Below are 24,750 nucleotides of genomic sequence, written 5' to 3'. Positions count from 1 at the left end.
TGGCTTGGCATGAAAGAGGTCTACGTTGCAGCGAAAACAATGGGAAAATTACGAGACCGGGCCAGCACCAAGAATTGTGTATAACGGCGTGACCTAAAACTCAGAACAATTTGAGGCGCAAATGTTTTACCTATTTAATCGGATCACTCTTTATCAAGGATGATGCCGTCGGGATCGGTACCTTTGCGAGTGCCACCAACATTACTGTCACTTGGCACTGGAAAGACAACATTCACATTCCCCGAAGACTGGCTTTGAGGAGAGATACTAGCCGCAGCTGCGCCAGCACCAAACATCATGCTCTAAAACCAAATATTTCGACAACGTATTTTGTGCTAATTTCTGGCGGCGATTGCCTAAATCTATTTCTGACAAAAGATGTTTTTTTTCATTTTCAATATTTAAAATTCTATGATTTAAATCATTTTTTTCGAGATCCTGAATATCGGACGCCGATGATACGGTTAAAAAAGAAGAAAGCAGGATTAACGTAAGGAATTTACATATATTAAAATATTTGCACATATATTTTCATTTTAAATTTTAGGTCTTGAGTCCCGAAAGCGAAAGAATGACACCGACAAGTGCCAGTATGAGCAAGCGCAAGGTGGGTAGCATGGACATCATGAAACCGAGCGCACGCTTTGACGGCTCGCTGACATAAGCGCGCCAGTAAACATGTCGCCCAACCACGTAAAAAATAGCCAGACCTACAAGCAAAGGGGTGGGCCAATATTTCGCGGCCAAAAACAAGCTCGGCAAAAAGGAAATGAGAATTTCCAAGGTGTTCATTTGAACCCGATACATGCGTTCAAAACCCTCGTGACCCGTAACCGCAGGTGCCTTGAGGCCGGATTGCCTGCGTGCGCGCCCCAATCCACCCAAGTTAAGAAATTTCAGCAATTTTTCTGACTCATCGCCTTGTGGGAACCCCGAAAAACCGTCATTCCGCATCGGCGGACCTCTGCGCAGGCGAGAATCCATACCCGTACGCCCATTGGCTCAGCATGGGTTCCCGCCTGCGCGGGAACGACAATTGGGCAGTTTTTCGAAGTGCCTCCAAGGCGAAGGCCGATTTTTGCCTCAGGCCGCCAGCGCGGCCAGGTCGACGCCGATGCCGCCGCAGACCACGAACAGCGGACGACGGAAGCGCGCCAGCTCGGCCACCTGTTCGTAGCCGGCCGCCAGCGCCGCGCCGCAGGCCGGCTCGACCAGCACGCGCAAATCGTCGGCGAAGCGGCGGGCGGCGGCCACCGCCTGGGCGTCGCTGACCACCACGCTGTGCACGCTGTGGCGGCCGGTCCAGGCGTAGGCCTCGGCGGCGACCCGCTTGGCGCCCAAGGTGGTGGCCAGCGAGGTGATGGCCGCCAGGCTGACCAGCGCGCCGGCGCGCATCGAGGCGCGCAGCGAGGCGGCGCCCTCGGTCTCGACGGCGATCAGCGGCACCTTACCCAAACCGTTGCGGTGCAGGCCCTGCAGCACGCCGGACATCAGGCCGCCGCCGCCGACCGAACAGACCACCACGTCGAACTCGGCGTCCATGGCGCGGCTCTGCACGACGGCCTCGTCGATCAGGCTGGAGTTGCCCTCCCAAATGTCCGGATGGTCGAACGGCGGCACGTAGACGGCGCCGGGCGCCTCGGCCAGCCGGCGCGCCTCGACGTTGGTCTCGTCCCACACCGCGCCGTGCTCGATCACCGTCGCGCCGATGTCTTCAATCTTGCGCCGCACCGCCGCCGAGGTGGTCCGCGGCACCAGGATGGTGGTGCGCACGCCCAGCGCCACGCCGGCCACCGCCGCCGCGAAACCGGCGTTGCCGCCCGACGGGCAGACCAGGTGGTTGGCGCCGGCGGCCACGGCGCGCTGGCACAGCAGGCCGATGCCGCGCAGCTTGAACGAGCCGGACGGCTGGCTGTTCTCCATCTTCAACAGCACGCGCTTGTCCAGCGCCGCCGACATGGCGCGGTGTTCCAGCAGGGGAGTGGGGATGTGCAATGGGGTCATGTCGGCAAGGCTCCTGGTTCGCGGATTTCGGTAGTGAAATTGAATTGTTACAACGCCAAGCGAGCATATCACCTGGCGCTCCGCTTTGCAGCCTAGCTTGTGAGGTGGCGCTCGGCCGCCAGGTCGGCGGCGATGGCGCGCAGCAGCGCCGGTTGGTCCGGTTCCAGCAGCTCGTTGTTGCTCAGCTGGACGACCGACAGGCCGGCCTGCGGCACGCGCAGGATCAGCGTGTTGAAGCCCCACAGGCAGCCGCTGTGGAACACATAGTCCATGCCCTCGTGGCTCAGGCATTCCAGGCCGTAGCGGTAGGAGAACGGCGCGCCGTCGTTGTCGTGCGACTCCTGCAGCAGCGCTTGCACCAGGCTGTTCGGGTCGGCGTACTGGCGGTGCCAGTCGCGTTCCAACAGCAGCAGGTCGTCGGTGCAGGAGTACAGGCCGCCGTCGCCCACCGTGTTGGCGTTGCCCAGGTGCTGCTTGTAGCCGCGCGGCCGCAGCGGGTCGGGGCTGTAGCTGCGCGCCCGGTCGGGCAGGATGGCCTGGCGGTCGATGTCGAAGTCGGTGGCCGCCATCGCCAGCGGCGCGAACACCAACCGGCGCGCGTAGGCCGCCAGCGGCGTGCCGCTGACCACCTCGATCAGCTGGGCCAGCAGTTGGTAGTTGCTGTTGCTGTAGTCGTGGCGGCTGCCGGGCGTGAAGTCGAGCTCATCGAATTTTTCGATCAGTTGCAGCGCCAGCGGATTATCGAAGTAGTTGCTTTCGTGCCGGCCCAGTTGCAGGTTCAGATAGGGCAGGTAGTCGGGGATGCCGCTGCTGTGGTTGAGCAGGTTGCGCAGCGGCAGCGGCGTGTCGATGCGGTGCATGATCGGCAGGCGGGCGCGGATGTCCTCGTCGAGTGACAGGCGGCCCTGGCGCACCAGGTCGAGGATGCAGGCGGCGGTGAACTGCTTGGATTCGGAACCCATGTAGTAGCGCGAGCGGCCGCTCAGCGGCACGCCCAGCTCCATGCAGGCGACGCCGTGGTGCAACTCGAATCGCGCCGCGCCGTGGCGTACGACGAGGGCGCTGAAGCCGGGATCGTTGGCGGCAACCTTGGATTGGACGCCATGGAAATGCTCGCGCAGAAAATCCATCGTCGATCAGCCGGGCATCGCTTGGTTGCGGTTCAGGTCGGAAATGCCCTTGATCAGGCGATAGGCCTTCCACAGCCAGGCGCCGATCCAGACCAGCCAGGCCAGCGGAATGCCGATGAAGGTGATGAACAGCACGAAGCCGACGAACATCCACACCACATACCACCAGAACGAGCGGATCTGCCAGCCGTGATGGCTGTGGACGAAGGTGCCGGCCGTCTCGCCGCGCTTGACGTAGTTGACGATCAGCGGGATGAAGGAGAAGGCGCCGAGCGAAAACAGGAAGCTGACGGCGTGGATCAGGTAGAGCCACCAGGCCAGGTTCTTGGCGGAGTCCAGGCGGGTGTCGAAAACAATCTCTTGGGACATGGTCGTATTCCTCGGTGCGGGCGGTCAGGCTTTCCAGTATAACAATGTTGGCAAGCCTGCCGCGCGGCAAAGAAGACGAACTAGCCGAGCAGCGGCAGGATGCCGTCCAGGCCGACGAAGTTGAGCGCCACGCTGGCCTGCTCGCGCACCACCGGCTTGGCGCGGAAGGCCACCGACAGGCCGGCGATGCCCATCATCTGCAGGTCGTTGGCGCCGTCGCCCATGACGATGGCCTGCTCCGGGCGGATGCCCAGCTGCACGCAGACGCGCTCGACGGTGCGCTTTTTCTCCTCGGCGTCGACCACGGTGCCGATGACGCGGCCGGTCAGCTTGCCGTCGACGATTTCCAGTTCGTTGGCATGGGTGTAGTCGAGGCCGAGGCGCTGCTTCAGGCGCGTCGTGAAGAAGGTGAAGCCGCCCGACACCAGCAGCGTCTTCAGGCCGGCCGCCTGCACCGCCGCCAGCATGTTTTCCGCGCCGAGCGACAGGCGCAGGCGTTCCTCGTAGACGCGTTCGAGCGCGCCGGCATCCAGGCCGGCGAGCAGGGCGACGCGGCGCGCCAGGCTGGCGGAGAAGTCCAGGTCGCCGCACATGGCGGCTTCGGTGATTTCGGCCACCTGCGCCTTCAGGCCCTGCATGTCGGCGATCTCGTCGATGCACTCGATGGTGATCAGGGTCGAGTCCATGTCCATCGCCACCAGCTTGAAGTCGTCCAGCTTGTGCAGGCCCATCATGTAGGTGGCGTCGAGCTGGGCGGCGTGGGCGGCCACCTCGATGGTCTGGCGCAGGCCCGGCGAGTAGCTGATGTCCTCGCAGCGCACGGCGCGCTCGCCGAGCCAGGTCAGGCGGGCCGGCGCGACCAGCGCGGCGATGCGTTCGAGGCGCGGCTTGCAGTCGTCCAGGCCTTGCAGGACCAGGTTCATGGTGGTGTTTTGTGGCGTGTTCATCAATGCTTGCTCTGAGTTAGGCGGTCAACTGCTTGATCGCGGTTTTAATCTGGTTGACGCGCGCCGCCAGGTCGGGCATGGCGACGGTGATCTTCAACTTGTCCTGGCCGTTCAGCTTGATCTGCCGGTTTTTTTGGATCAGCTCGATGATGCGCATCGGGTCGATCGGCGGCTTGGCCATGAACTGCAGGGTGGCCGCCTCGCCGTGGGCGTCGATCTTGATGATGCCGACGGTCTTGGCGGCGATGCGCAGGCGGTGCGTTTCGACCAGCGCGCGCACCGGGTCGGGCAGCTTGCCGAAGCGGTCGATCAGCTCCTCCTGCATGTCGTCGATCTTGTGCTGCTCGGCGCAGTTGGCCAGCCGCTTGTAGATCGACAGGCGCTCGTGGACGTCGCCGCAGAAGTCGGCCGGCAGCAGCGCCGGCACGTGCAGGTTGATTTCGGTGGTGCTGGCCAGCGGCGCCGCCAAGTCGGGCTCCTTGCCGTTCTTCAGCGCGCGCACCGCCTCGTTGAGCATGTCCGAGTACAGCTGGAAGCCGATCTCGTGCATCTCGCCGGACTGGTTGTCGCCGAGGACTTCGCCGGCGCCGCGGATCTCCAGGTCGTGCATCGCCAGGTAGAAGCCGCTGCCCAGCTCTTCCATCTGCTGGATCGCGTCGAGCCGGCGCTGCGCCTGCTTGCTCAGCGTCTGCACGTCGTTCACCAGCAGGTAGGCGTAGGCCTGGTGGTGCGAGCGGCCGACCCGGCCGCGCAACTGGTGCAACTGGGCCAGGCCGAACTTGTCGGCGCGGTGCATGATGATGGTGTTCGCCGTCGGCACGTCGATGCCGGTCTCGATGATGGTGGTGCACAGCAGGATGTTGTAGCGCTGGGCGACGAAGTCGCGCATCACCTTTTCCAGGTCGCGCTCGTGCATCTGGCCGTGGGCCACGGCGATGCGCGCCTCAGGCAGCAGCTCGGTCAGCATGGCCATGCGGTTCTGGATGGTCTCGACCTCGTTGTGCAGGAAGTACACCTGGCCGCCGCGTTTGAGCTCGCGCAGGCAGGCCTCGCGGATGATCGCCTCGCTCTCGCCGCGCACGAAGGTCTTGATCGCCAGGCGTTTCTGCGGCGCGGTGGCGATGATGGAGAAGTCGCGCAGGCCTTCGAGCGCCATGCCCAGGGTGCGCGGGATCGGCGTGGCGGTCAGGGTCAGCACGTCGACCTCGGCGCGCAAGGCTTTGAGCGCCTCCTTCTGGCGCACGCCGAAGCGGTGCTCCTCGTCGATGATGACCAGGCCCAGGCGGGTGAACTTGACGTCGCCCGAGAGCAGCTTGTGGGTGCCGATGACGATGTCGAGCGTGCCGTCGCTCATGCCCTTGATGGCCTGGGTGATCTCCTTGCCGGTGCGGAAGCGCGACAGCTCGGCGATGCGCACCGGCCAGTCGGCGAAGCGGTCGGCGAAGGTTTGCGCGTGCTGCTCGGCGAGCAGGGTGGTCGGCGCCAGGATGGCCACCTGCTTGCCGCCCATGACGGCGATGAAGGCGGCGCGCAGCGCTACTTCGGTCTTGCCGAAGCCGACGTCGCCGCACACCAGGCGGTCCATCGGCTTGCCCGAGGTCATGTCCTTCAAGACGTTGCGGATCGCCTCGGCCTGGTCGGGCGTCTCGTCGAAGCCGAAGCTGTCGGCGAAGCGCTCGTAGTCGTGCGCCGAGTATTCGAAGCTGTGGCCCTGGCGCAGGGCGCGGCGGGCGTACAGGTTGAGCAGCTCGGCGGCGGTGTCGCGCACCTGCTCGGCGGCCTTGCGCTTGGCCTTTTCCCAATGGCCCGAGCCGAGCGTGTGCAGCGGCGCGTCCTCCGGCGAGGCGCCGGAGTAGCGCGAGATCACGTGCAGCTGCGAGACCGGCACGTAGAGCTTGCTGTCCTTGGCGTATTCGAGGTGCAGGAATTCGGTCTCGCCTTCGCCCAGGTCCATGCTGGTCAGGCCCATGTAGCGGCCGATGCCGTGGTTGATGTGCACCACCGGGTCGCCGATCTTCAGCTCCGACAGGTCGCGCACCATCGACTCGACCTGGGTCACGCCCTCCTGCTTCTTCTTGCCGACGCGGCGGCCGGAGCCGGCGTACAGCTCGGTCTCGGTGATGAAGATCAGCTGCTCGCCGTCGACCGACAGTTCGAAGCCGGCGTGCAGCGGCGCCACGCCCAAGGTCAGCTTGGCGTCGCTGGCGAGGAAGCCGTCGTAGCCCTCGACCGGCGTGAGCGCCAGGTCGAATTCGGTGAAGTACTGCTGCAGCGTTTCGCGCCGGCCGTTCGACTCGGCGCAGATCATCACCCGGCGGCCGCTCTGCAGCAGGTAGGCGCGCAGATTGGTCAGCGGGTCTTCGCTGTGGCGGTTGACGGCGATGTTGGGCACCGGCGCCGACAGCTCGGAGGCGCCGGCCTCGGCGTCGCGCGCCAGCACCAGGCGGGCGTAGGGCTTGGCCAAGGTGAAGAACTGCTCCTCGCTGAGGAACAGCGCCTCGGGCGCCAGGATGGGCCGCTCGCGGTCGGCCTTGAGGAAGCGGTAGCGCGAGGCGGTGTCGGACCAGAAGCGCTGGATGGCGCCGTCGATGCCGCCCACCAGGGCCAGCGCGGCGCCCTCCGGCAGGTAGTCGAACAGGGTCGCGGTCTGCTCGAAGAACAGCGGCAGGTAGTACTCGATGCCGGCCGAGGCGATGCCGCTGCTGATGTCCTTGTAGACCACCGAGCGTGACGGGTCGCCCTCGAACTGCTCGCGCCAGCGGTTGCGGAAGGTGGTGCGCGACGGCTCGTCCATCGGGAACTCGCGGCCCGGCAGCAGGCGCACCTCGCGCACCGGGTACAGCGAGCGCTGGGTGTCGGCGTCGAAGGTGCGGATGGTCTCGATGGTGTCGCCGAACAGGTCGAGCCGGTAGGGCAGGGCGGAGCCCATCGGGAACAGGTCGAGCAGGCCGCCGCGCACCGAGTACTCGCCGGGCGACATCACCTGCGAGACGTGGGTGTAGCCGGCCAGGGTCAGTTGGGTCTTCAGGCGCGCTTCGTCGAGCTTCTCGCCCTGCTTGAAGAAGAAGGTGTAGGCGGCCAGGAAGGACGGCGGCGCCATCCGCACCAGCGCCGTGGTGGCCGGCACCAGCATCACGTCGCACTGGCCGTTCTGGATCTCGTGCAGCGTGGCCAGGCGCTCGGACACCAGGTCCTGGTGCGGCGAGAAGGCGTCGTAGGGCAGCGTTTCCCAGTCCGGCAGCAGGTGGCAGCGCAGCCGGCCGGCGGCGAACCAGGGGATCTCGTCGAGCAGGCGCTGGCCGTCGCTGGCGTTGGCCACCACCACGGCCAGCATGCGGCCCTGGGATTTGAGTTCGAGCGCCGACAGCGCCAGCGCGTAGGCGTCGGCCGAGCCGTACAGGGCGGGCAGGGCGAAGCGGTTACCGGGTTTGGGGAGGGATTTTTTTAAGTCGAAGGACATGCAGGCGCTGACACAGATTGAACGGTTAAGCGCACCGCCCAGAGTGGCAATGCCGCTGCGCACATTATAGACGAAGCCTCCGCGCCACGTCGGGCGACAATGTTGTCGGCCGCTACGGAAGCGACAAAACTTGGTATCATGGCCGATTGACGCGCCGCGCGGCGCCATTTTTATCGGAACCCTCTCATGACCACCGCCACTTCCCGCTTTGTAGTGACCCCATCGACCCACCAGCTGAGCGACGCCGCGCGCGCCGAACAGCTGCGTGTGCTCAGCTTCGGCCGCACCTTCACCGACCACATGGTGGTGATCCCCTACCGCGACGGCGCCTGGCAGCAGGGCGAGGTGAAAGCCTACGGTCCGCTGATGCTCGACCCGTCGGCCTCGGCGCTGCACTACGGCCAGGCCATCTTCGAGGGCTTCAAGGCCTTCTCGCAGCCGGACGGCGGCGTCAAGACCTTCCGGCCCGAGGCCAACGCCGAGCGCTTCAACCGCAGCGCGCGCCGGCTGGCCATGCCCGACCTGCCGGTCGACCTGTTCATGGAGGCGGCCGACCTGCTGATCAACCTGGACGCCGCCTGGGTGCCGAAGAACGTCGGCGAGAGCCTGTACCTGCGCCCGTTGATGATCGCCACCGACGCCTTCCTCGGCGTGCGGCCATCGAATGAATACCTGTTCGTGCTGTTCGCCTCGCCGGCCGGCGCCTACTTCCCGCAGGGCGTCAAGCCGGTCACCGTGTGGATCAGCGAGGACTACGTGCGCGCCGCGCCGGGCGGCACGGGCGAGGCCAAGTGCGCCGGCAACTACGCCGCCAGCCTGGTGGCCCAGGCCCAGGCGCAGGAAAAAGGCTGCGACCAGGTGGTCTGGCTGGACGCCGTCGAGCGCCGCTACATCGAGGAGATGGGCGGCATGAACCTGTTCTTCGTCTATCAGGAAGAGGGCAAGACCGTCATCGTCACGCCCGAGCTGACCGGCACCCTGCTGCCGGGCATCACCCGGCGCAGCCTGCTGGAGCTGGCGCGCGACCTGGGCTACGAGTCCAGCGAGCGCAAGCTCACCGTGCAGCAGTGGCGCGACGACGTCGCCGCCGGCCGCCTGACCGAGGTGTTCGCCTGCGGCACGGCCGCCGTCATCACGCCGGTCGGCAAGGCCAAGGCCACGGGCTTCGAGCTGAGCATCAACAACGGCCAGAACGGCCCGGTGACGATGGCCCTGCGCGAAGCCTTGCTGGCGATCCAGCACGGCACCGTGGCCGACCGTCACAACTGGATGCACCAGGTCTGAGCGTAACGCCGCTCTTTAGGGCGCGAGCCGGCCTCGATTGTAGGGCGCGAGTCGGCGTCGATTGAGAAAACCCACGGGCGAAATCTGGGGTCGGACCCGGCGGGGTCCGACCCCGGCGGTTCGCCTTTGGGTGGTTTTTGCCGGCGCCGCCTTACTGCGCCGCCGGCGGCGGCCGGTTGGCCACGCCGAACGGCACGTGCACCATCGGGATCGTGCCGCCGGCCGACTTCAAATGGCTGAGCTGGTCGTCGAAGAAGATGTGCGGCTTGAAGATGCGCAGCACGCGCGCCTTGTCCATGCCGCCCAGGAAGAAGGTCTCGTTGGCCGACACCCCCCAACTTTTCAAGGTCGTCACGACGCGCTCGTGCGATGGCGCGTTGCGCGCCGTGATGATGGCGATGCGCAGGATCTTGCGGTAGGCCGGATCGCGCCGCTGCGCCCGCTCCTCCAATTTCTGCATCAGCGCCAGCTTCTGGAACAAATCGGCCAGCGGCCCGGGCTGGTGCGGCACGGCCACGCGCTCGCGTTCGTGGGCGTGGAACTCGGCGACGTCGTTGTTGCGCTTGAAGACGGTCTCCGACTCGTCGTCGGCGATCACGCCGTCGAAGTCGAAGGCGACACGCAGCTCGGCGCTGTCGCCGCCATCCTTGTCCTCGTCCTCGGTGCGCGAGGGCAGCACCAGGCCGGCCGGCAGCCCGGCCGCCAGCGCCATGCGGACGTCGTCCTCGTTGGCGGTGAGAAACAGCGCGGCATTGAAGGCGGGCAGGTAGGTGTAGGGCGACTGGCCGGTGACGAAGCAGGCGCGCGAGATGTCCAGGCCGTAGTGGGCGATCGAGCGCATCACCCGCAAGCCGGTCTCGGGCGAATTGCGCGACAGCAGCACCACCTCGACCGGCGCCTGGCGGACGAAATGCTGGTTGATGCCCAGAAAGCGGCGGATGAAGGGGAAGGCGACGCCCTTGCCCAGCACGCTGTCGTGGTGTTGCTCCTGATACTTGCGGTAGGCCTCGGCACCCTGTTCGAGGTAGATGCGGTGCGACTCGGTCAGGTCGAACAGCGCGCTCGAGGCGATGCCGATGACCAGCTTGTTTTCTATCGGGTAGACCATGGATCGCTCAATCTTTTCTAAAAAGTAAGTGTACGGCATAAGCGCGGCATAAGGGCACCTCGAAAAACCGTCATTCCGCATCGGCGGACCGCCGCGCAGGCGGGAATCTATACCCCGCATATCCATTGGCTCAGCATGGGTTCCCGCCTACGCGGCGGTCCGCCGATGCGGAACGACAATTTGGTGGTTTTTCGAAGTGCCCTTAAGCGTGGCATAAGCGCGCTGCCGTCGCGCACGTCGATTTGGACGATCGGCGTCCATTTTGTTGTTGATGAGTGCCTATTGTTGGTTTTTTATCACTCGCCTATACAGCTCGTTTTCATAGGAGAAAAGCAATTTCCGGTACTGTTTTGGTATTGTCTTAGAAAAATATTTATTGTTTTTGTGAAAATACATATTGTCTTTGGGCTATAATTCGTTCTGTCAAACGCAGCAAGCCACGTGTTTCTTCCTACAAACCAGTAACAGTACCAATTAGATACCATGACCCCAAGCACTTTCGTTGCCCGTCTTCTGCCCATCTTGCTGGGCACTTCCGTCCTCTGCTCCGCCCACGCCGCCGTGCCTGTCATCGACCTGGGTCTGGCCTCCGGTTACAGCGGTTTCTTCTACGGTAACGTCAGCAATGTCGTCGACGTCGAAGGCCGTCTGGCCGTCGGCGGCAACCTGAGCACCAGCGGCATGTCGGTCGGCTACCGCACCCCTTACGGCGTGACCGGTCCTAGCCTGGTGGTCGGCGGCAACGTCAGCCTGAGCAGCGGCGACATCTTCACCGGTCCGAAAACCAATGTGAACACTAATGCCACCGTTGGCCCGATCACCGAATATACGAAAGAAAAGGGTTATGGCGTGTATGGTGGCAGCAAGACCGGCTCGTCCGGTTATCACGACCTGCGCCAGCAAACCGGCGTGGTCAACTTTGCCGCCGCCAAGACCCAGCTGACCAAGCTGTCTAGCGATTTGAACAAGACCGCCGCCAACGGTATCGTTGAACTGAAATGGGGCGGCATCTACCTGACCGGCGACAACAGCTCCGACCTGCAAGTGTTCAACGTCAGTTCCAGCGAGTTGGGCAATCTGGTGCTGCAGAACGTCAAGTCGACCGCCAACGTCGTCATTAACGTGACTGGTGGCGGCATGGTCACCTTCAGCGGCGGCCAGGACGGCCAAATGAAGTCGATGCGCGATCGTCTGATCTACAACCTGGTCAACGCCACCGACATCAGCATGTCGACCTTCGCTTACGGCACCGTGCTGGCCAACAACGCGATTTTGAGCGCCGGCGGCGGCCACCTGGAAGGCAGCATCATCGCCAAGGGCATGAGCACCAAGGTCGAGATCGGCTACGAGCCGTTCCACCCGACCTCGCCGGTGCCGGAACCAGAAACCTACGCCATGCTGCTGGCCGGCCTGGGCCTGGTGGGCTTCATGGCGCGCCGCCGCAAAGCCGCCTGAGTCACCTCGTGTCGCCGCCGGCTGCCGCCGGTTGAGTGAGGGCTCCCGCGGGAGCCCTTTTTGTTGGCCGGCCACATCATGGCGGCTTTTTGCCGCCGCGCGGCAACGGCGATTGCCTTGCCGTCGCCGCTGAGCTACATTGGGGGATCGCGTCCCAGGGACCTGCCGTGCTCAATCCAGAGACTCTTTTGCTGGTGGAAGTCTGCTTCACGCTGCTGACCACGGCGCTCTTGCTGGCCGCCGCTTTCTACACCGATTCGCTGGAGGAGCAGCGCCTGTGGGCGCTGGGCAATGTTGCGGCCTGTTGCGGCCTGGCCATCTCGGCGATGAGCGGCCTGCCGCAACTGGTCCACGGCGTGCTCAGTTACGGCGTCATGGCGCTGGGCATGGGCCTGGTCCTGCGCGGCGTGCGCCTGTTCTGCGCCGAGCCGCTGGAGTGGAACTGGGTGGCGCTGATCGTCGCCGTGCCGCTGGCGCTGGCCGGCTATTTCAGCGTGGTCGATCCCAGCCTGCGCGCCCGGCTCAGTGTCAGCGGTTTCTATTTCGGCGCCCTGTGCTGGTTGTGCGCCGCCACCTTGCTGCGCCACGCCGACTGGCGCGGCGTCGGCATCAGCGCGCTCGGCTTCGCCATGCTGGGGCTGGCGCTGTGCGCGCGCGGCGCCTATCTGGTGCTGTATCCCTTGCCGCCGCCCGGCCAGGGCGCGCTGCTGCTCGATGCCAGCCTGCTGGCGACGGCGCTGGCCCAGGTCTGCGTCGCCTTCGGCATGGTGATGATGGTGACGCGGCGTTACGCCGTGCAGTTGCGCCGCCTGTCCACGCTCGACCCGCTGACCGGCGCGCTGAACCGCAGCGCGCTCGAGCAGCAGGGCGGCCGCATCGCCGCGCGCACCCTGCACGGCGGGCGCAGCCTGTCGGTGGTGATGATCGACGCCGACCACTTCAAACAGATCAACGACACCCACGGCCACCCGGTCGGCGACGAGGTGTTGCGCCACCTGACCCGGCTGCTGCGGCTGGAGCTGCGCCCGCTCGACCTGCTGGCCCGCTACGGCGGCGAGGAGTTCGTGCTGGTGCTCGACGGCATCAACCTGGCCGAGGCGGGCGGCGTCGCCGAGCGCCTGCGCGACAAGGTCGCCCAGGCCCTGGTGGCGATCGACGGCCACGCCATCCGCTACACGGTCAGCGTCGGCGTGGTCTGCTCGGACGAGCACGGCTACGACCTGCTGCGCCTGATCGCCGTCGGCGACGCCGCCATGTACGCCGCCAAGCGGGCCGGCCGCAACCAGGTGGTGTGCCTGTGATCGGCCGCCGCGCCGCCAAGCAGCCGGCCGGCGCCGCCGGCGGGACTCAGGACAGCAGGGCGATCAGGCCGTTGGGGTGGATCGCCCAGCCGGCCAGGCCGGACAGGCCCATCAGCACGCCGAAGCCGGTCGGCACCAGCGCGGCCAGGTACAGCCAGCGTTGCTGGGTCAGCGCGGTCACCGCCAACAGCGAGATGGCGATCGCCAGCAGCGTGTCGGACAGGTCGAACTGGTCGTCCTTGAAGTTGGCGGCGTCGTAGTCCTTCTGATCCTGCTCCGCCTGCGCCTTGGCCTCGGCCTTCTTCTTGGCCTGGTCGGCGGCCAGCGCCTCGTAGTGGGCGATCGCCTCGGCGTAGCTGGCCTGCTGCGCCGCCGGCCGGTCCAGCGCGGCCAGGCGCAGCTGCACCACGGTGGACTTGGCCACTTCCTCGCGCACATTGCGCGCCTGGTAGAAGGCCCAGTGGTCGACCCGGTTGGCCTGGGCCTGCTGCATGGACTGGCAGATGTTGTCGTCCTTTACCTTGCAGATGCCCATGAAGGTGGCCAGCAGCGCCACCGTGATCGCCACCGTGGCGTTGAGGCGGCTGGCCGGTGCGGCGTCGTTCGGATTCTCGACCAAGTCTAGTGCTTCCATGTTTTTTTTTGTGCGAATGAAAAACGCTACGCTACCACGCGGCGGCGCGCGCCGGTGCGGATGATGTGCAGTTGGCTTGTGGATGCTTGCCGCCGCGCTGGCGCGGCGGCGGCCTTGTCGGCCATAATGGCGTTGCTATGGATTCGTCGACCACCACCACCAGGAGAGATGCGATGGCCAACCAGGTTGCCATGGGCGCGATGCTCAGTTGTAGTTTCGGCGCCGCGCCGTCGTCGCTGGTGGTGCTGCCGACCAACGCCGTGCTGGCCGAGGGACCGCCGGCCGCCACCATCATGGACCATGTGCCGATGCTCAACATCCTGCCCTTCGGCGTGTGCAGTTCGCCGGCCAACCCGATGGTGATCGCCGCCACCGCCGCCGCCCTCGGCGTGCTGACGCCGATGCCCTGCATCCCGGTCACCGCCGCGCCCTGGGTGCCGGGCGCGCCGACCGTGCTGATCGCCAACTTCCCCGCCCTCGACAACAACTGCAAATGCATGTGCAACTGGGGCGGCGTGGTCGCCATCAACAGTGCCGCCACGACGACGACCATGATTCCGTAGCGCCCATCCGACAGCATCTTGCAAGTCGCATACTTTCCCGTGGGTAACCCACCACAGTCTAGCGAAAAGCTGTTGACCTGTATCAACGAAACGCCCATATTCGGACTGCGGGGGATTCTCTCCAATTCTATCCGGCGGCCCAGGTGGCGCGCCGGTCTTCGGGCGGCGGATTTAGCGGGAGTGTGTCATGTTCAAGAATTTACTGATTAAGTGGAAGCTCGCCAGCCTGGTCGCCATCATGCTGGTGGCGCTGGCCGTCATCGGCGGCAGCGGCTACAGCGGCATCGCCACCGTCGGCGGCGCCGTCAACGAGATCGGCGTGGTGCGCCTGCCGTCGATCCAGGGCCTGCTGATCATGAGCGAGGGCCAGACCGCGGTGTCGGCGGCCACGCTGACCACGGCGATCTACGAGAACGACTACCATTCGCAGGACAAGTTCGGCGAGGCGATCAAGCTGCACCAGCGCGCTTGGAAGAATATCGACGTCGGCTGGAAAAAATACGAGCCGCTGCCGCAGACCGACGAGGAGGCCGTGCTGTGGAAACAGTTCGTCGCCGAGTTCGAGGCCTGGAAGGCGGTCGACGGCAAGATCGTCGGCCTGATGACTGCGCTGGCCGGCAACAAGGACGAGCAGAAGCAGAAGGACTTGTTCGTCGAGTTCTACCGCCAGTACGACGTGTCGCGGCCGCTGTTCCTGAAGGCCGAGGCGACCCTGATGAAAATCGAGGACCTGAACGACGGGATTGCCAAGGCCAGCGTGCAGCAGGGCGGCGACGCGCTGGTCCAGGCCAAGCGGATGATGGTCGGCTCGGCGCTGCTGGCGATGTTGGTCGCCGTCGTCTGCGCCGTCTACATCACCGGCACCATCACGCGGCCGATCAACCTGGCGGTCAAGGTGGCGCAGACGGTGGCCTCGGGCGACCTGACCAGCCGCATCGAGGTGCGCACCACCGAGGAGACCGGCCAGTTGCTGGGCGCGCTCAAGGAAATGAACGACAGCCTGGTGCGCATCGTCGGCCAGGTGCGCGATGGCACCGACACCATCGCCACCGCGTCCGCCGAAATCGCCACGGGCAACCTGGACCTGTCCTCGCGCACCGAGGAGCAGGCTAGCTCGCTGGAGGAGACCGCCTCGTCGATGGAGGAACTGACGTCGACCGTGCGGGCCAACGCCGACAACGCCCGCCAGGCCAACCAGCTGGCCGCCTCGGCCTCCGACGTGGCGGTGCGCGGCGGCGCCATGGTGGCCCGCGTGGTCGAGACGATGGATTCGATCAACCAGTCGTCCAACAAGATCGTCGACATCATCAGCGTGATCGACGGCATCGCCTTCCAGACCAACATCCTGGCGCTCAACGCGGCGGTGGAAGCGGCCCGCGCCGGCGAGCAGGGTCGCGGCTTCGCGGTGGTGGCGAGCGAGGTGCGCAACCTGGCGCAGCGTTCGGCCACGGCGGCCAAGGAGATCAAGGTGCTGATCGGCGACTCGGTCGGCCAGGTCGACGCCGGCAGCAAGTTGGTGGCCGAGGCCGGCGTGACGATGAACGAGATCGTCGCCAGCGTCAAGCGGGTCACCGACATCATGGGCGAGATCAGCATGGCGACCCAGGAGCAGAGCATGGGCATCGACCAGATCAACATGGCGGTCGGCCAGATGGACACGGTGACGCAGCAGAACGCCGCGCTGGTCGAGCAGGCCGCGGCGGCGGCCGCCTCGCTGCAGGAGCAGGCCGGCGGACTGGCCGAGGTGGTCAGCGTGTTCCGCATCGACGGCGCGCTGGCGGCACGGCCGGCGGCGCCCGCCATCGCCGCGCGGCGGACACAGAGCGCGCCGGCCAGGCCGGTCCGGCCGAACAAGCCCAGCTTGCGCCTGGCCGCCACGCCGAAAGCGGCCGCCGCCACGGCCGAGTGGGAAACGTTTTAAACTGTTTTAAACTTTTCTATACTGTTTCAAGCTGACGGTGGGCGCCGTCAAACACGGCCCGCGTCCAGTGGCTCCGTGCTTCCCCGGGTGGGGAGCACGGAGCCTGCTTCATCGCCCACAAGGTCTCGTGGTCCCCCTGGCGGCTCGCCGCGGCCGCGCCACCGCCACACCACCGTCACATCACCGCCACACCACCGCATCCCAGTGCGTCGGGCCTATTGCGCGGCCGCGCAGCGCTTTGATGTTTATTCCCCACAGTGTTTCCTGCTCTCCAAAGCCTAAGCGCGCCAGCGCACATACGGGCTCGGCCGTGCATGACATCGTGGATCACTTGCCTTTCGCGCACAGCGAAGGCCTTTAGTCGGTCCGCAATTTCAGCACAAAAGGAAGCATCATGAAAACCCTCCAAAGATATACCAAGACCTTGCTTTGTTCCGTCGGCTTGCTCGCCGCCGCCCTGCTGGCAGGATGCGGCGGCGATCAGGGACGCGATCCCATCCTCGGCCTACCCGCCGCGGCCCTGGTCTCGCTGGCGGTGACGCCGGCGGCGCCAAGTATCGCGCTCGGTGCAAGCCAGCAGTTCAACGCCAGCGCGACCTTCGCCGACGGCTCCACGCAAGTCGTCGCCGCCGCCTGGAGCTCCGCCGCACCGGCCGTGGCCACGGTCGCCGCCACGACCGGCCTCGCCACCGGTGTCGGCGTCGGCAGCGCCGTCGTCACCGCGACGTACAACGGAAAAACCGCCGCGGCCACCTTGACCGTGACGCCGGCCGTGTTGCTGTCGATCGCCGTCACGCCGCAAAATCCCACCGTGCTGATCGCCGCCACCCGCCAGTTGGCCGTCATCGGCAGCTATTCGGACGCCACCACCCACGACTTGACCGCCAGCTCGACCTTTGTCTCGGCCACGCCCGCCAGCGCCATTGTCAACAGCGGCGGCCTGGTCACCGCCACCGCGCCGGGCAGCGCCGTCGTCACGGCGACCAGCAACGGCAAGAGCGCGAGCACCACGGTCACCGTGCCTGCCGCCACCCTCACCAGCATCGCCGTCACGCCGGCCAGCAGCACCGTGCTGATCGGCGGCCAGCAGCAATTCGTCGCCACCGCGACCTACTCGGATAACAGCACCGCCTTTGTCACCGGCAACGCCGTCTGGACCTCGAACAGCCCGTCCATCGGCAGCGTGGCCGCCGGCGGCGCCGCCACCGGCGTCGCCGCCGGCAGCGCCACCATCACCGCCACCGTCGGCGCCCAATCCGCCAGCGCCACCTTGACCGTCAGCACCGTGGTGGCGCCGCCGCTCGCGCTGCCAGTGCCACTGGGCGGCGCCGCCAACTTCGCGGTTCTGGCCGGCACCTCGCTGACCAACAACGCCGGCGGCACCACGCTGATTCAGGGCGATGTCGGCTCGCCGTCGCAAACCACCGACCCGACGCTGGCCGCCGGCTTCACCAACTACAAGTCCGGCGCCATCCTGGCCGGCGCCCTGGCCGATCTGCAAACCGCGATCAGCAACGCCAACGGCCGCAGCTGCGACGTCAGCTTTGCCGGCGCCATCGACCTCGGCGGACAGACTTTCGCGCCGGGCGTCTACTGCTACGCCGGCGCCATCAACATCACCGGCACCGTGACGCTGAACGGTCCCGGCGTCTACATCTTCCGCACCGCGCTGACGCTGAATTCGACCGCCAATTCGATCGTCGCCCTGAGCAACGGCGCCAGCGCCGCCAATGTCAGCTGGTTGCCCGTCGGCCCGACCACCTTGGGCGCCAACAGCGTCTTCAAGGGCACGATCCTGGGCCAGTCGGCCGCCATCACAGTGGGCGACAACACGACGCTGCTCAATGGCCGCGTGCTGACCGCCGCCGCAGTCACGCTGCGCAACAATCAAATCGCCAAATAAACGCTCACCCATCAAGGACACATCATGACCGTCGCTAAAAAAATAGGCACATTGAGCGCACTTGTCTGCGCCATGCTCGCCGTCGAATTTGCCCACGCAGAGGAAACCTTCATCAATCCGGAATGGGCCAACAGCGCCTGGTACCTCGGCGCCGGCGTCGGCCGCTCGCGCGGCACCATCGATCGGCAGCGCCTGACGGACAGCTTTACAGCCAACGGCGCCAGCGTCACCGGCTTCAACACGGACGAACGGGACACCGGCTACAAGCTGTTTGTCGGCAAGCAGCTGAACCGCTACCTGGCGCTGGAACTGGGTTACTTCGACCTGGGGAAATTCGGTTTCAACGCGACCACCTCCGGCAACGGCGTGCTGAACGGCGAGGCGGGCTTTCGCGGCGCCAACCTGGACTTGCTGGGACAGTTGCCGATCACCGAACGGCTGTCGCTATTGGGCCGGGTGGGCATGAACTATGCCAAAACCAGCACGCATTTCAGCGGCAACCGTCTGGCGGCGGTGACCGCGCCCGACCATAGCGAGCGCAAGCTCAACGCCAAGGCCGGCCTGGGCCTGGAATACAAGCTGAGCGAAGCCCTGGCGCTGCGCGGCGAGATGGAACGCTATCGCGTCAACGACGCGGTCGGCAATCGCGGCGATGTCGACCTGCTGTCGGTCAGCCTGGTCTACAAGCTGGGCCGGCCGGCGCATAGCGCGCCGGTGTATGTGCCGCCGGCGGCGGTGGAAGCAGCGCCGCCAGCGGCCGTCGTGGCGCCGCTGCCGCCGCCGGCCAAAGCACCCGAGCCGACCTCGGAGAAAGCCTCGTTCTCCTCTGAAGCCTTGTTCGACTTCGACAAATCGACCGTCAAGCCGGATGGCCGCGCCGCGCTGGACGATCTGTTGGTCAAGCTGCAGGGTATGAACACCGAGGTGATGGTCACGGTCGGCCATACCGATTCGGTCGGCTCGAACGACTACAACCAGAAACTGTCGCTGCGCCGCGCCGAAGCGGTCAAGGCTTACCTGGTGAGCAAGGGTGTCGAGGCCTCGCGCGTCTACACCGAGGGCAAGGGCGAAACCCAGCCGATGGCCGACAACGCCAAGGCCGAAGGGCGCGCCAAAAATCGCCGCGTGACGGTCGAAGTGGTGGGTACCCGCAGCACCACGAAGTAAGCACGGCGGCCGGTTGCGCGCGGTGGGCGGGAGCCCGCCGGCGCACTGGCCGAAGTGATCAGCGTTGTCAAACGGCGCGCGCGTCGCCGTGTTGACTTGCTTCCCTCGACGGGACGCAAGCAGTCCACCTCATCTCGCGCTCCATCCCCTGGCGGCTCACAGCAGCCGCGCCACCGCCACGATCAGCAGCGCCGCCGGCACCAGCAGCAGCTGCGCCAGCAACGTGCCGGCCAGCCGGCTGCCCACCAGCCACACCACCGCCTTGCGGAACTGCGACTCGCTGACCCGCCCCTCGATGACGTCGTCGGTCATGCCCGACATGTGCGGATCGATGAACACCGCCATCATCACCGTCGCGCCGCCGTTGATGATCGACGACAGCGTGCTCGACGTCACCCAAACCGCCGGGTCCAGCGCGCCGGCGTACAGCGCGGCAAACACGCCGACCGTCCACAAGGCCACCGCGCCGACATTGAGCAGCGTGACCGACAGCGACACGCCGTTGCCCTTGCGCAGACCGCTCAGGTTGGCGCCGGCCGGCGCGCTGGCCATGTCGCGCACGTAGGAGATGCCGCCTTTGAACAGGCCGTGCATCAGCAGCTTGGGGATCGAGCGGTGCACCTGGAAGTGCAGCACGGCGCGGCAGAACACGCGCTGGAAGGTGGGGATCAGCAGCGCGCCGGCGATGGTGGCCAGCGAGGCGGCGATCAGCAGCCAGCGGAAGTCCATCAGCAGGTCGACGGCGCCGCCGCTCAGGTTGTTCTCGACCCGCTTGGCCATGAAGGGGCCGAGGAAGGAGTTGGAGGTGCGCGACACCAGCATCAAAATGCTGAACAGGGCCAACGAGACGGCGATGCGCTTGGTGCGCACGCCGGCGATGCGCACCGAGTAGGCCAGCGTGCCGATCAGGTGGATCACGAAGGTGAGGAAACAGATCAGTAGTAGTTGCTTGTCCATGCGGGCCTGTGGGTGGGGGAGGGGCGGCCGCGCATACTCGCATGAAATGGTCGATTCGGCAATGCCGGGCTGGCGCGGGGAACGCTGCGGCAGCGCAAACAAGGATGCGACAAAGGGCGCTACCTTGAGCTGACATCAGACGCGGGAGTCCACCATGCCGACCAATGCGGAAAATCCAGTTCCCAGCAGCCCGTCCGACGACGATCCGCCGATTGCGGACTTGGATAAGCGGGCCTATTATAAGTACATGGAATCAAGGCTCAACATCTTCGAAGCGAACCAGACCGCGATGCGGTCCGATCTGCACATCATGCAAGGCGATGTGCATTCTCTTCGGGCACAAATCACCAAGCTTGAGCTGAGCTGCACAGAACAATTCAGAAGGCTTGAGTTGAGCTGCACAGAACAAATCACCAAGCTTGAGTTGAGCTGCACGGAACAATTCAGCAAGCTTGAGTTGAACCTTGCAAAGACCCAGGCCGATATGGAACTGCTCAAGAAGGATCGCGGCAATTATGTCACCAAGGCCTATTTGCAAGAGGAATTACTTAAAATCACCTGGCGCATTATCGGTTTGCTCATCGTTACCAATAGTACTCTCGTAGGTGCAACGTTCTATATAGCCCGTCATTTTCCATAGGCATCGGAAGGTTGCGCCGCCTCATCTGGTTGGCGCGTCGTCCGTTTCGACGCCGGCCATCGCCGACCGTCACCGCGCGGCGCCGAACGCGTTGCCGTCACTCATAGGCGCCCAAGCGGCGCTGCTCCTCGACATTGAAGTTGGCATCGCGCAGCTGCTGCAGTTGCCGCTGTTGCGCTTCGGCCTGCGTGCCGGCGCTGCTGCCGAGCAGCTCCTTGCGCTGCGTCCGGTAGGCGTCGATGCGACGCTGCCAGTCGGCCTCCTCGCGGTCGAGCTCGGCCAGCCGCGCCGCCGCCTCGGGCGAGAACACCGCCGAGCGCAGGCGGTAGGCCTCGTTGTCGCCGCCGCCCTGGGCGCGCAGTTCGCGCACCGACTCCTCCAACCGCAGCACCTGGCTGGGGGCGTCGCGTTCCGCCCGCTGCGCCGCCGGCATGCGCGCGTCGAGCGCGGCCAGCCCGGCCGTGCGCTGCTCCGCCGTCAGCGTGGTGTCGCTGTTGATCTCCAGACGGGCGATGGCGTCGTTGTCGTAGGCGTCGCTGGCGCCGAACAGGCCGGCGATTTCCTGCTCGCTGAAGTAGCTGTGGCGCAGTTGCTGCATGGCGCTCAGGCGCTGTCGCGCGCCTTGTGCCATGTCCCTGCTGGCCGGCAGGCCGCGCTCCAGCACCGCCAGCGCGCCCTTGTATTTGAGGTAGTTGTCGAGCAGGCGCTTGGCCGTCGCCGCCGCGCCCGGCTTGAGGCGGCGCTCCAGCTCGCGCTCGATCTCGGTCTTGATGGCGTTCAGATCCTTCTCGCCCAGGCCGGCCAAATAGTAGTCGAACAAATGGCCCAGCTCGGCGTCGACCACCAACTGGTCGGCGCCGTTCTGGTGCAGCTCGCCGTCGGGCCGGGTGCCCTCCATCGAGCGCACGAACGCGAAATAGTTGGGGTCGGCGCGTTGCTTGACCGGCGCCGCCGCCTCCGGTTTGAAGAAGGCGAAGTACAACGCCGCCAGCAAAATCGCCAGCGCGCCCAAGCGCAGCAGTGTCGCGTTCGTGTTCATGCGTTTCCCTTTACAGTCCCAGGCCCTGCAGGCGGTTGGCCTGCTGGCGGAAGATGGTCACCGGATTGGTCTCGAACAGGTTGGTGATGCCGACCAGTTGGTTGACCTCGTCGAGGTGGTTGAGCGCGTAATCGTCGCGGATCACCTTGCCCAGATGGCTGGCGCAGCTGCCCACCAGACCGTCGTTCTTGGCGCCGTCGAAGGCGATGGCGGTCAAGGCCAGCACCGGGTCGCTGACGTCGAGCAGATTGGTGTAGGGCTTGGCGCCGCTCCAGGAGAAATAATACACGCCGCGCGCCTGGTAGGCGCCTTCGCCGCAGGCGCTGGTCGGCACGCCCTCGGGATGGGCGGCGTTGAAGGCGGCGGTGCCGGCCGTGCTCAAGGAGACGGCGGCGGCGCGCGAGTTCTGCGGCAGCGTCGGGCTGCCCGACAGGAAGCTGATGAAGCCGGACACGGCGTTGACCAGGGCGTAGCTGGCGTTCGGCACCGCGCCGATCAGCACGTCGGCCACCTTGGAGCCCTTGTTGACGCCGCCCACGCTGCTGACCGAGGCCACCAGGTCGGGCCGCACCGAGGCGACGTAGCGGCTGGTCGGGCCGCCGTGGCTGTGGCCGATCAGGTTGACCTTGGCGGCGCCGGTGGCGGCCAGGATCTGCTTGACCTGGCTCAGCAGCTGTTCGCCGCGCACCTCGGTGCTGTTGGCGGCCGACACCTGGGTCACGTAGACCTTGGCGCCGCCGTCGCGCAAGCCGGAGGCGATGCCGTAGAAATAGTCGACCGGGCCGATGTTGTCGAAGCCGAACAGGCCGTGCACCAGCACGATCGGATACTTGGTTTGCGTGTAGCCGGCGGCCCAGGACGGCGCGGGCAGGGCGCTGGCGGCGATCAAGAGCAGGGACAGCAGTTTCCAAAAGCGTTTCTTCATTTTTGTCTCCAATGGGTATTGAAATGAGATAGCTGACAGCGGACGAATTTTCCGCCCCGGCAACGCCCGTTTCCTCCCGATCTATGCCGGAAATAAAACGAGCAACTGCTCGGTTTTCGAAATGTAGCACCGCTTTTCTTGCCGCGCATGCCACACGTGCGAAAGCGCGGGCGGAATTTGCATTCCGTCCGAATCAGTTGTTTTCCTGAGATATAATTGTTCCGAAATTCAATCTTCGGGGTGACCTTGCCGGCCCAATTCGACTTCCAGCGCTTCCAACAGATGACGCCGCTCGACGGCGCCAACATCTGGGCCTTTCTGCTCGACCGCTACGCCGAACGCATCGGCGTCAAACGGCGCAAGCCGGCGTTGGAAAACCTCGAGAAAATCTTCAACGCCACCTTCCGCCTGGCCAACGACGTCGGCTTCCGCGCCATGACCTTGCGCGACCTGTGCCACGAGACGGGCATGTCGATGGGCGGCTTGTATGGCTATATCGACGGCAAGGACCAACTGGCCGAGATGATCGAGGAGGTGGTGCGCCAGGCCACCACCGAGATCCCGCGCATGTTCGGCGGCGTCGACAGCGCGCTGGACCGGCTGGAGGGCATGATCCGCGCCTCGATCTACCTGTCCGAGATCCTGCAGCCGTGGTTCTATTTCGTCTTCATGGATTCGCGCGTGCTGGCGGCCGAGCAGCGCCAGGTGGCCAAGGAGTCCGAGCTGTACGTGCAGACGGTGATCGCCGCCACCATCGAACAGATCGTGCCGCGCCCGGCGTGCGACGCCACACTGCTGGCGGCGCACTGCCTGGCCTTGTTCCAGGACTGGTATGTCAAGCGCTGGAAGTACCGCGCCGCCAAAATCAGCCCCGACGACTTTGCCGACAGCACCGTGCGTTTCGTGCGCGGCTACCTTGACCTCTCCGCCGCCTGAGCCGAGCCCGTCGTCCTCGCGCAAGCGGGGACACGTCAATTCAACGCTCCTGCGTTCTCGCAAATGGTTCTTGAAATACCATTCGCAATCCACTACTGTTGAAGTGAGTTTCGATAAGGGGCCGAGCATGGAACAACTGAATCGCATCACCCAGCAGCCCGAAGTGATGGGCGGCAAAGCGTGCATTCGTGGGATGCGCGTCACGGTCGGCATGTTGGTCGGCCAGATCGGTGCGGGCCACAGCATCGACGAAGTTCTTGCCGACTATCCCTGTCTGGAGCGCGAAGACATCTTGCAGGCGCTTCGCTACGCCGCATGGCGGGCCGAAGAACGCGAGGTCATGCTGACCATCGCATGAAGCTGCTGGTCGATATGAATCTGTCGCCGCGCTGGATCGGCGTGTTGGCCGATGGGGGAATCGAAGCCGCACACTGGTCATCGCTGGGTGCCAACAACGCGCCCGACGCCGAAATCATGGCATATGCCAACACGAACAATTACGTGGTTCTCACTCACGATCTGGACTTCGGCACGATCCTGGCCGCCACGCAGGGTAAAAAGCCGAGCGTAGTGCAAATTCGCGCTGAGGATGTCAGCCCGAACGTGATTGGCGTACAGGTCATAGCTGCCTTGCGGCAGATGGCGGAAGAACTGGAGGATGGTGCGTTGCTCACCGTGGATGTCAAACGCACCAGGTTGCGGCTGCTGCCATTGCAATGGCGGGGATGGCATGAAGTGTACATCGCCAATCGCCGGGCGACCTTGGAGGAGGATGTCAAGTATTTTTCCGCCGAGAGCAAAGCTGACAGGGAAAAATGGGTGGTTCGCGAGTTCTTGCGAATTCTTGGCGTGCAATTCAATGACGAGGAGATTGCGCCAGCAAAAAATGATCCGCCTGACGTAATTTTTCGAGGTGCCCCCTGTGTCAGGATAGTTGTCGCGTCATCTGATTTCTCGTAATCGTACAGGGGGCGGAGCAAAGACGGGCAGTGAAACACTATTCAGCA

At 65.1% G+C, this 24,750-nt stretch carries 22 protein-coding genes; 11 read left to right on the top strand and 11 right to left on the bottom strand.

Going from position 1 to position 24,750, the window contains the following annotated elements; genetic code table 11:
* Positions 1–543: 543 nt before the first annotated feature.
* The 6 genes from H7U20_RS12555 to mfd form a co-directional block, all read right to left on the bottom strand.
* Positions 544–984 carry an MAPEG family protein gene (locus H7U20_RS12555; RefSeq protein WP_199759489.1) on the bottom strand — a complete coding sequence of 147 codons (441 nt, stop codon included), beginning with the start codon at positions 982–984 and terminating at the stop codon, positions 544–546.
* Between the two features lie 99 nt (positions 985–1,083).
* Positions 1,084–2,004, bottom strand: coding sequence for a pyridoxal-phosphate dependent enzyme (locus tag H7U20_RS12550; RefSeq protein ID WP_199759488.1), 921 nt, complete (start codon positions 2,002–2,004; stop codon positions 1,084–1,086).
* 92 nt (positions 2,005–2,096) lie between these two features.
* A complete protein-coding gene (locus tag H7U20_RS12545) occupies positions 2,097–3,134 on the bottom strand; it encodes a serine hydrolase domain-containing protein (protein WP_199759487.1) in 1,038 nt (345 codons plus the stop codon).
* A 6-nt stretch (positions 3,135–3,140) separates the two neighbouring features.
* Entirely contained in the window at positions 3,141–3,503 is a 363-nt protein-coding gene (locus tag H7U20_RS12540; RefSeq protein WP_199759486.1) for a DUF4870 family protein, read from the bottom strand.
* Between the two features lie 80 nt (positions 3,504–3,583).
* On the bottom strand, positions 3,584–4,426 hold the full coding sequence (serB, locus tag H7U20_RS12535; protein WP_199759493.1) for a phosphoserine phosphatase SerB: 843 nt from the start codon (positions 4,424–4,426) through the stop codon (positions 3,584–3,586).
* A gap of 40 nt (positions 4,427–4,466) precedes the next feature.
* Positions 4,467–7,910, bottom strand: coding sequence for a transcription-repair coupling factor (mfd, locus tag H7U20_RS12530; RefSeq protein WP_199759485.1), 3,444 nt, complete (start codon positions 7,908–7,910; stop codon positions 4,467–4,469).
* A 186-nt stretch (positions 7,911–8,096) separates the two neighbouring features.
* Here mfd and H7U20_RS12525 point away from each other — a divergent pair, with 186 nt between their 5' ends.
* The gene (locus tag H7U20_RS12525) at positions 8,097–9,194 is read left to right on the top strand and encodes a branched-chain amino acid aminotransferase (protein ID WP_199759484.1); all 1,098 of its coding nucleotides are present in this window, start codon (positions 8,097–8,099) and stop codon (positions 9,192–9,194) included.
* 151 nt (positions 9,195–9,345) lie between these two features.
* Here H7U20_RS12525 and H7U20_RS12520 read toward each other — a convergent pair whose 3' ends face one another.
* Entirely contained in the window at positions 9,346–10,302 is a 957-nt protein-coding gene (locus H7U20_RS12520; RefSeq protein WP_199759483.1) for a 5'-nucleotidase, read from the bottom strand.
* A 483-nt stretch (positions 10,303–10,785) separates the two neighbouring features.
* Between H7U20_RS12520 and H7U20_RS12515 the strand changes: the two genes are divergently transcribed.
* Entirely contained in the window at positions 10,786–11,757 is a 972-nt protein-coding gene (locus tag H7U20_RS12515; RefSeq protein ID WP_199759482.1) for a choice-of-anchor A family protein, read from the top strand.
* Positions 11,758–11,924: 167 nt separating this feature from the next.
* The gene (locus H7U20_RS30760) at positions 11,925–13,058 is read left to right on the top strand and encodes a GGDEF domain-containing protein (protein WP_370593150.1); all 1,134 of its coding nucleotides are present in this window, start codon (positions 11,925–11,927) and stop codon (positions 13,056–13,058) included.
* 46 nt (positions 13,059–13,104) lie between these two features.
* Here H7U20_RS30760 and H7U20_RS12505 read toward each other — a convergent pair whose 3' ends face one another.
* Positions 13,105–13,692, bottom strand: a complete 588-nt coding sequence (locus tag H7U20_RS12505) for a DUF4337 domain-containing protein (protein WP_199759481.1) — start codon at positions 13,690–13,692, stop codon at positions 13,105–13,107.
* A gap of 173 nt (positions 13,693–13,865) precedes the next feature.
* Here H7U20_RS12505 and H7U20_RS12500 point away from each other — a divergent pair, with 173 nt between their 5' ends.
* From H7U20_RS12500 to H7U20_RS12485, 4 genes are all read left to right on the top strand, one after another.
* The gene (locus H7U20_RS12500; protein WP_199759491.1) at positions 13,866–14,255 is read left to right on the top strand and encodes a DUF4280 domain-containing protein; all 390 of its coding nucleotides are present in this window, start codon (positions 13,866–13,868) and stop codon (positions 14,253–14,255) included.
* A gap of 187 nt (positions 14,256–14,442) precedes the next feature.
* The gene (locus H7U20_RS12495; protein ID WP_199759480.1) at positions 14,443–16,176 is read left to right on the top strand and encodes a methyl-accepting chemotaxis protein; all 1,734 of its coding nucleotides are present in this window, start codon (positions 14,443–14,445) and stop codon (positions 16,174–16,176) included.
* Positions 16,177–16,570: 394 nt separating this feature from the next.
* Positions 16,571–18,079 (top strand): ice-binding family protein, encoded by a 1,509-nt coding sequence (locus tag H7U20_RS12490; RefSeq protein ID WP_199759479.1) that lies wholly within the window; start codon positions 16,571–16,573, stop codon positions 18,077–18,079.
* A 24-nt stretch (positions 18,080–18,103) separates the two neighbouring features.
* Positions 18,104–19,246, top strand: a complete 1,143-nt coding sequence (locus H7U20_RS12485) for an OmpA family protein (protein WP_199759478.1) — start codon at positions 18,104–18,106, stop codon at positions 19,244–19,246.
* 156 nt (positions 19,247–19,402) lie between these two features.
* Here the strand turns inward: H7U20_RS12485 and H7U20_RS12480 are convergent, their stop codons facing one another.
* Entirely contained in the window at positions 19,403–20,203 is an 801-nt protein-coding gene (locus H7U20_RS12480) for a lipid II flippase Amj family protein (RefSeq protein ID WP_199759477.1), read from the bottom strand.
* A 154-nt stretch (positions 20,204–20,357) separates the two neighbouring features.
* Between H7U20_RS12480 and H7U20_RS12475 the strand changes: the two genes are divergently transcribed.
* Positions 20,358–20,843: a hypothetical protein gene (locus H7U20_RS12475; RefSeq protein ID WP_199759476.1), complete on the top strand. Its 486-nt coding sequence runs from the start codon at positions 20,358–20,360 to the stop codon at positions 20,841–20,843.
* 97 nt (positions 20,844–20,940) lie between these two features.
* On the opposite strand, the gene H7U20_RS12470 is transcribed toward H7U20_RS12475, so the two are convergent.
* Positions 20,941–21,882 (bottom strand): lipase secretion chaperone, encoded by a 942-nt coding sequence (locus H7U20_RS12470; RefSeq protein ID WP_199759475.1) that lies wholly within the window; start codon positions 21,880–21,882, stop codon positions 20,941–20,943.
* Between the two features lie 10 nt (positions 21,883–21,892).
* Positions 21,893–22,807, bottom strand: a complete 915-nt coding sequence (locus H7U20_RS12465) for a lipase family alpha/beta hydrolase (protein WP_199759474.1) — start codon at positions 22,805–22,807, stop codon at positions 21,893–21,895.
* A 216-nt stretch (positions 22,808–23,023) separates the two neighbouring features.
* On the opposite strand from H7U20_RS12465, the gene H7U20_RS12460 reads away from it, so the two are divergent.
* The 3 genes from H7U20_RS12460 to H7U20_RS12450 all read left to right on the top strand — a co-directional run bounded on the left by H7U20_RS12460 (position 23,024) and on the right by H7U20_RS12450 (position 24,703).
* Positions 23,024–23,743, top strand: coding sequence for a TetR/AcrR family transcriptional regulator (locus H7U20_RS12460; RefSeq protein WP_233410717.1), 720 nt, complete (start codon positions 23,024–23,026; stop codon positions 23,741–23,743).
* A gap of 127 nt (positions 23,744–23,870) precedes the next feature.
* Positions 23,871–24,101 (top strand): DUF433 domain-containing protein, encoded by a 231-nt coding sequence (locus H7U20_RS12455; protein WP_199759473.1) that lies wholly within the window; start codon positions 23,871–23,873, stop codon positions 24,099–24,101.
* Positions 24,098–24,703, top strand: a complete 606-nt coding sequence (locus H7U20_RS12450) for a DUF5615 family PIN-like protein (protein WP_199759472.1) — start codon at positions 24,098–24,100, stop codon at positions 24,701–24,703. Before H7U20_RS12455 ends, H7U20_RS12450 begins: the two co-directional genes overlap by 4 nt.
* The last annotated feature ends 47 nt before the right edge of the window (positions 24,704–24,750 follow it).

It is taken from the genome of Rugamonas violacea (assembly GCF_016461825.1).
Lineage (GTDB): Bacteria > Pseudomonadota > Gammaproteobacteria > Burkholderiales > Burkholderiaceae_D > Rugamonas.
The sequence above is the reverse complement of the archived record's forward strand: the minus strand, read 5'-3'. Positions and strand labels throughout refer to the sequence as shown.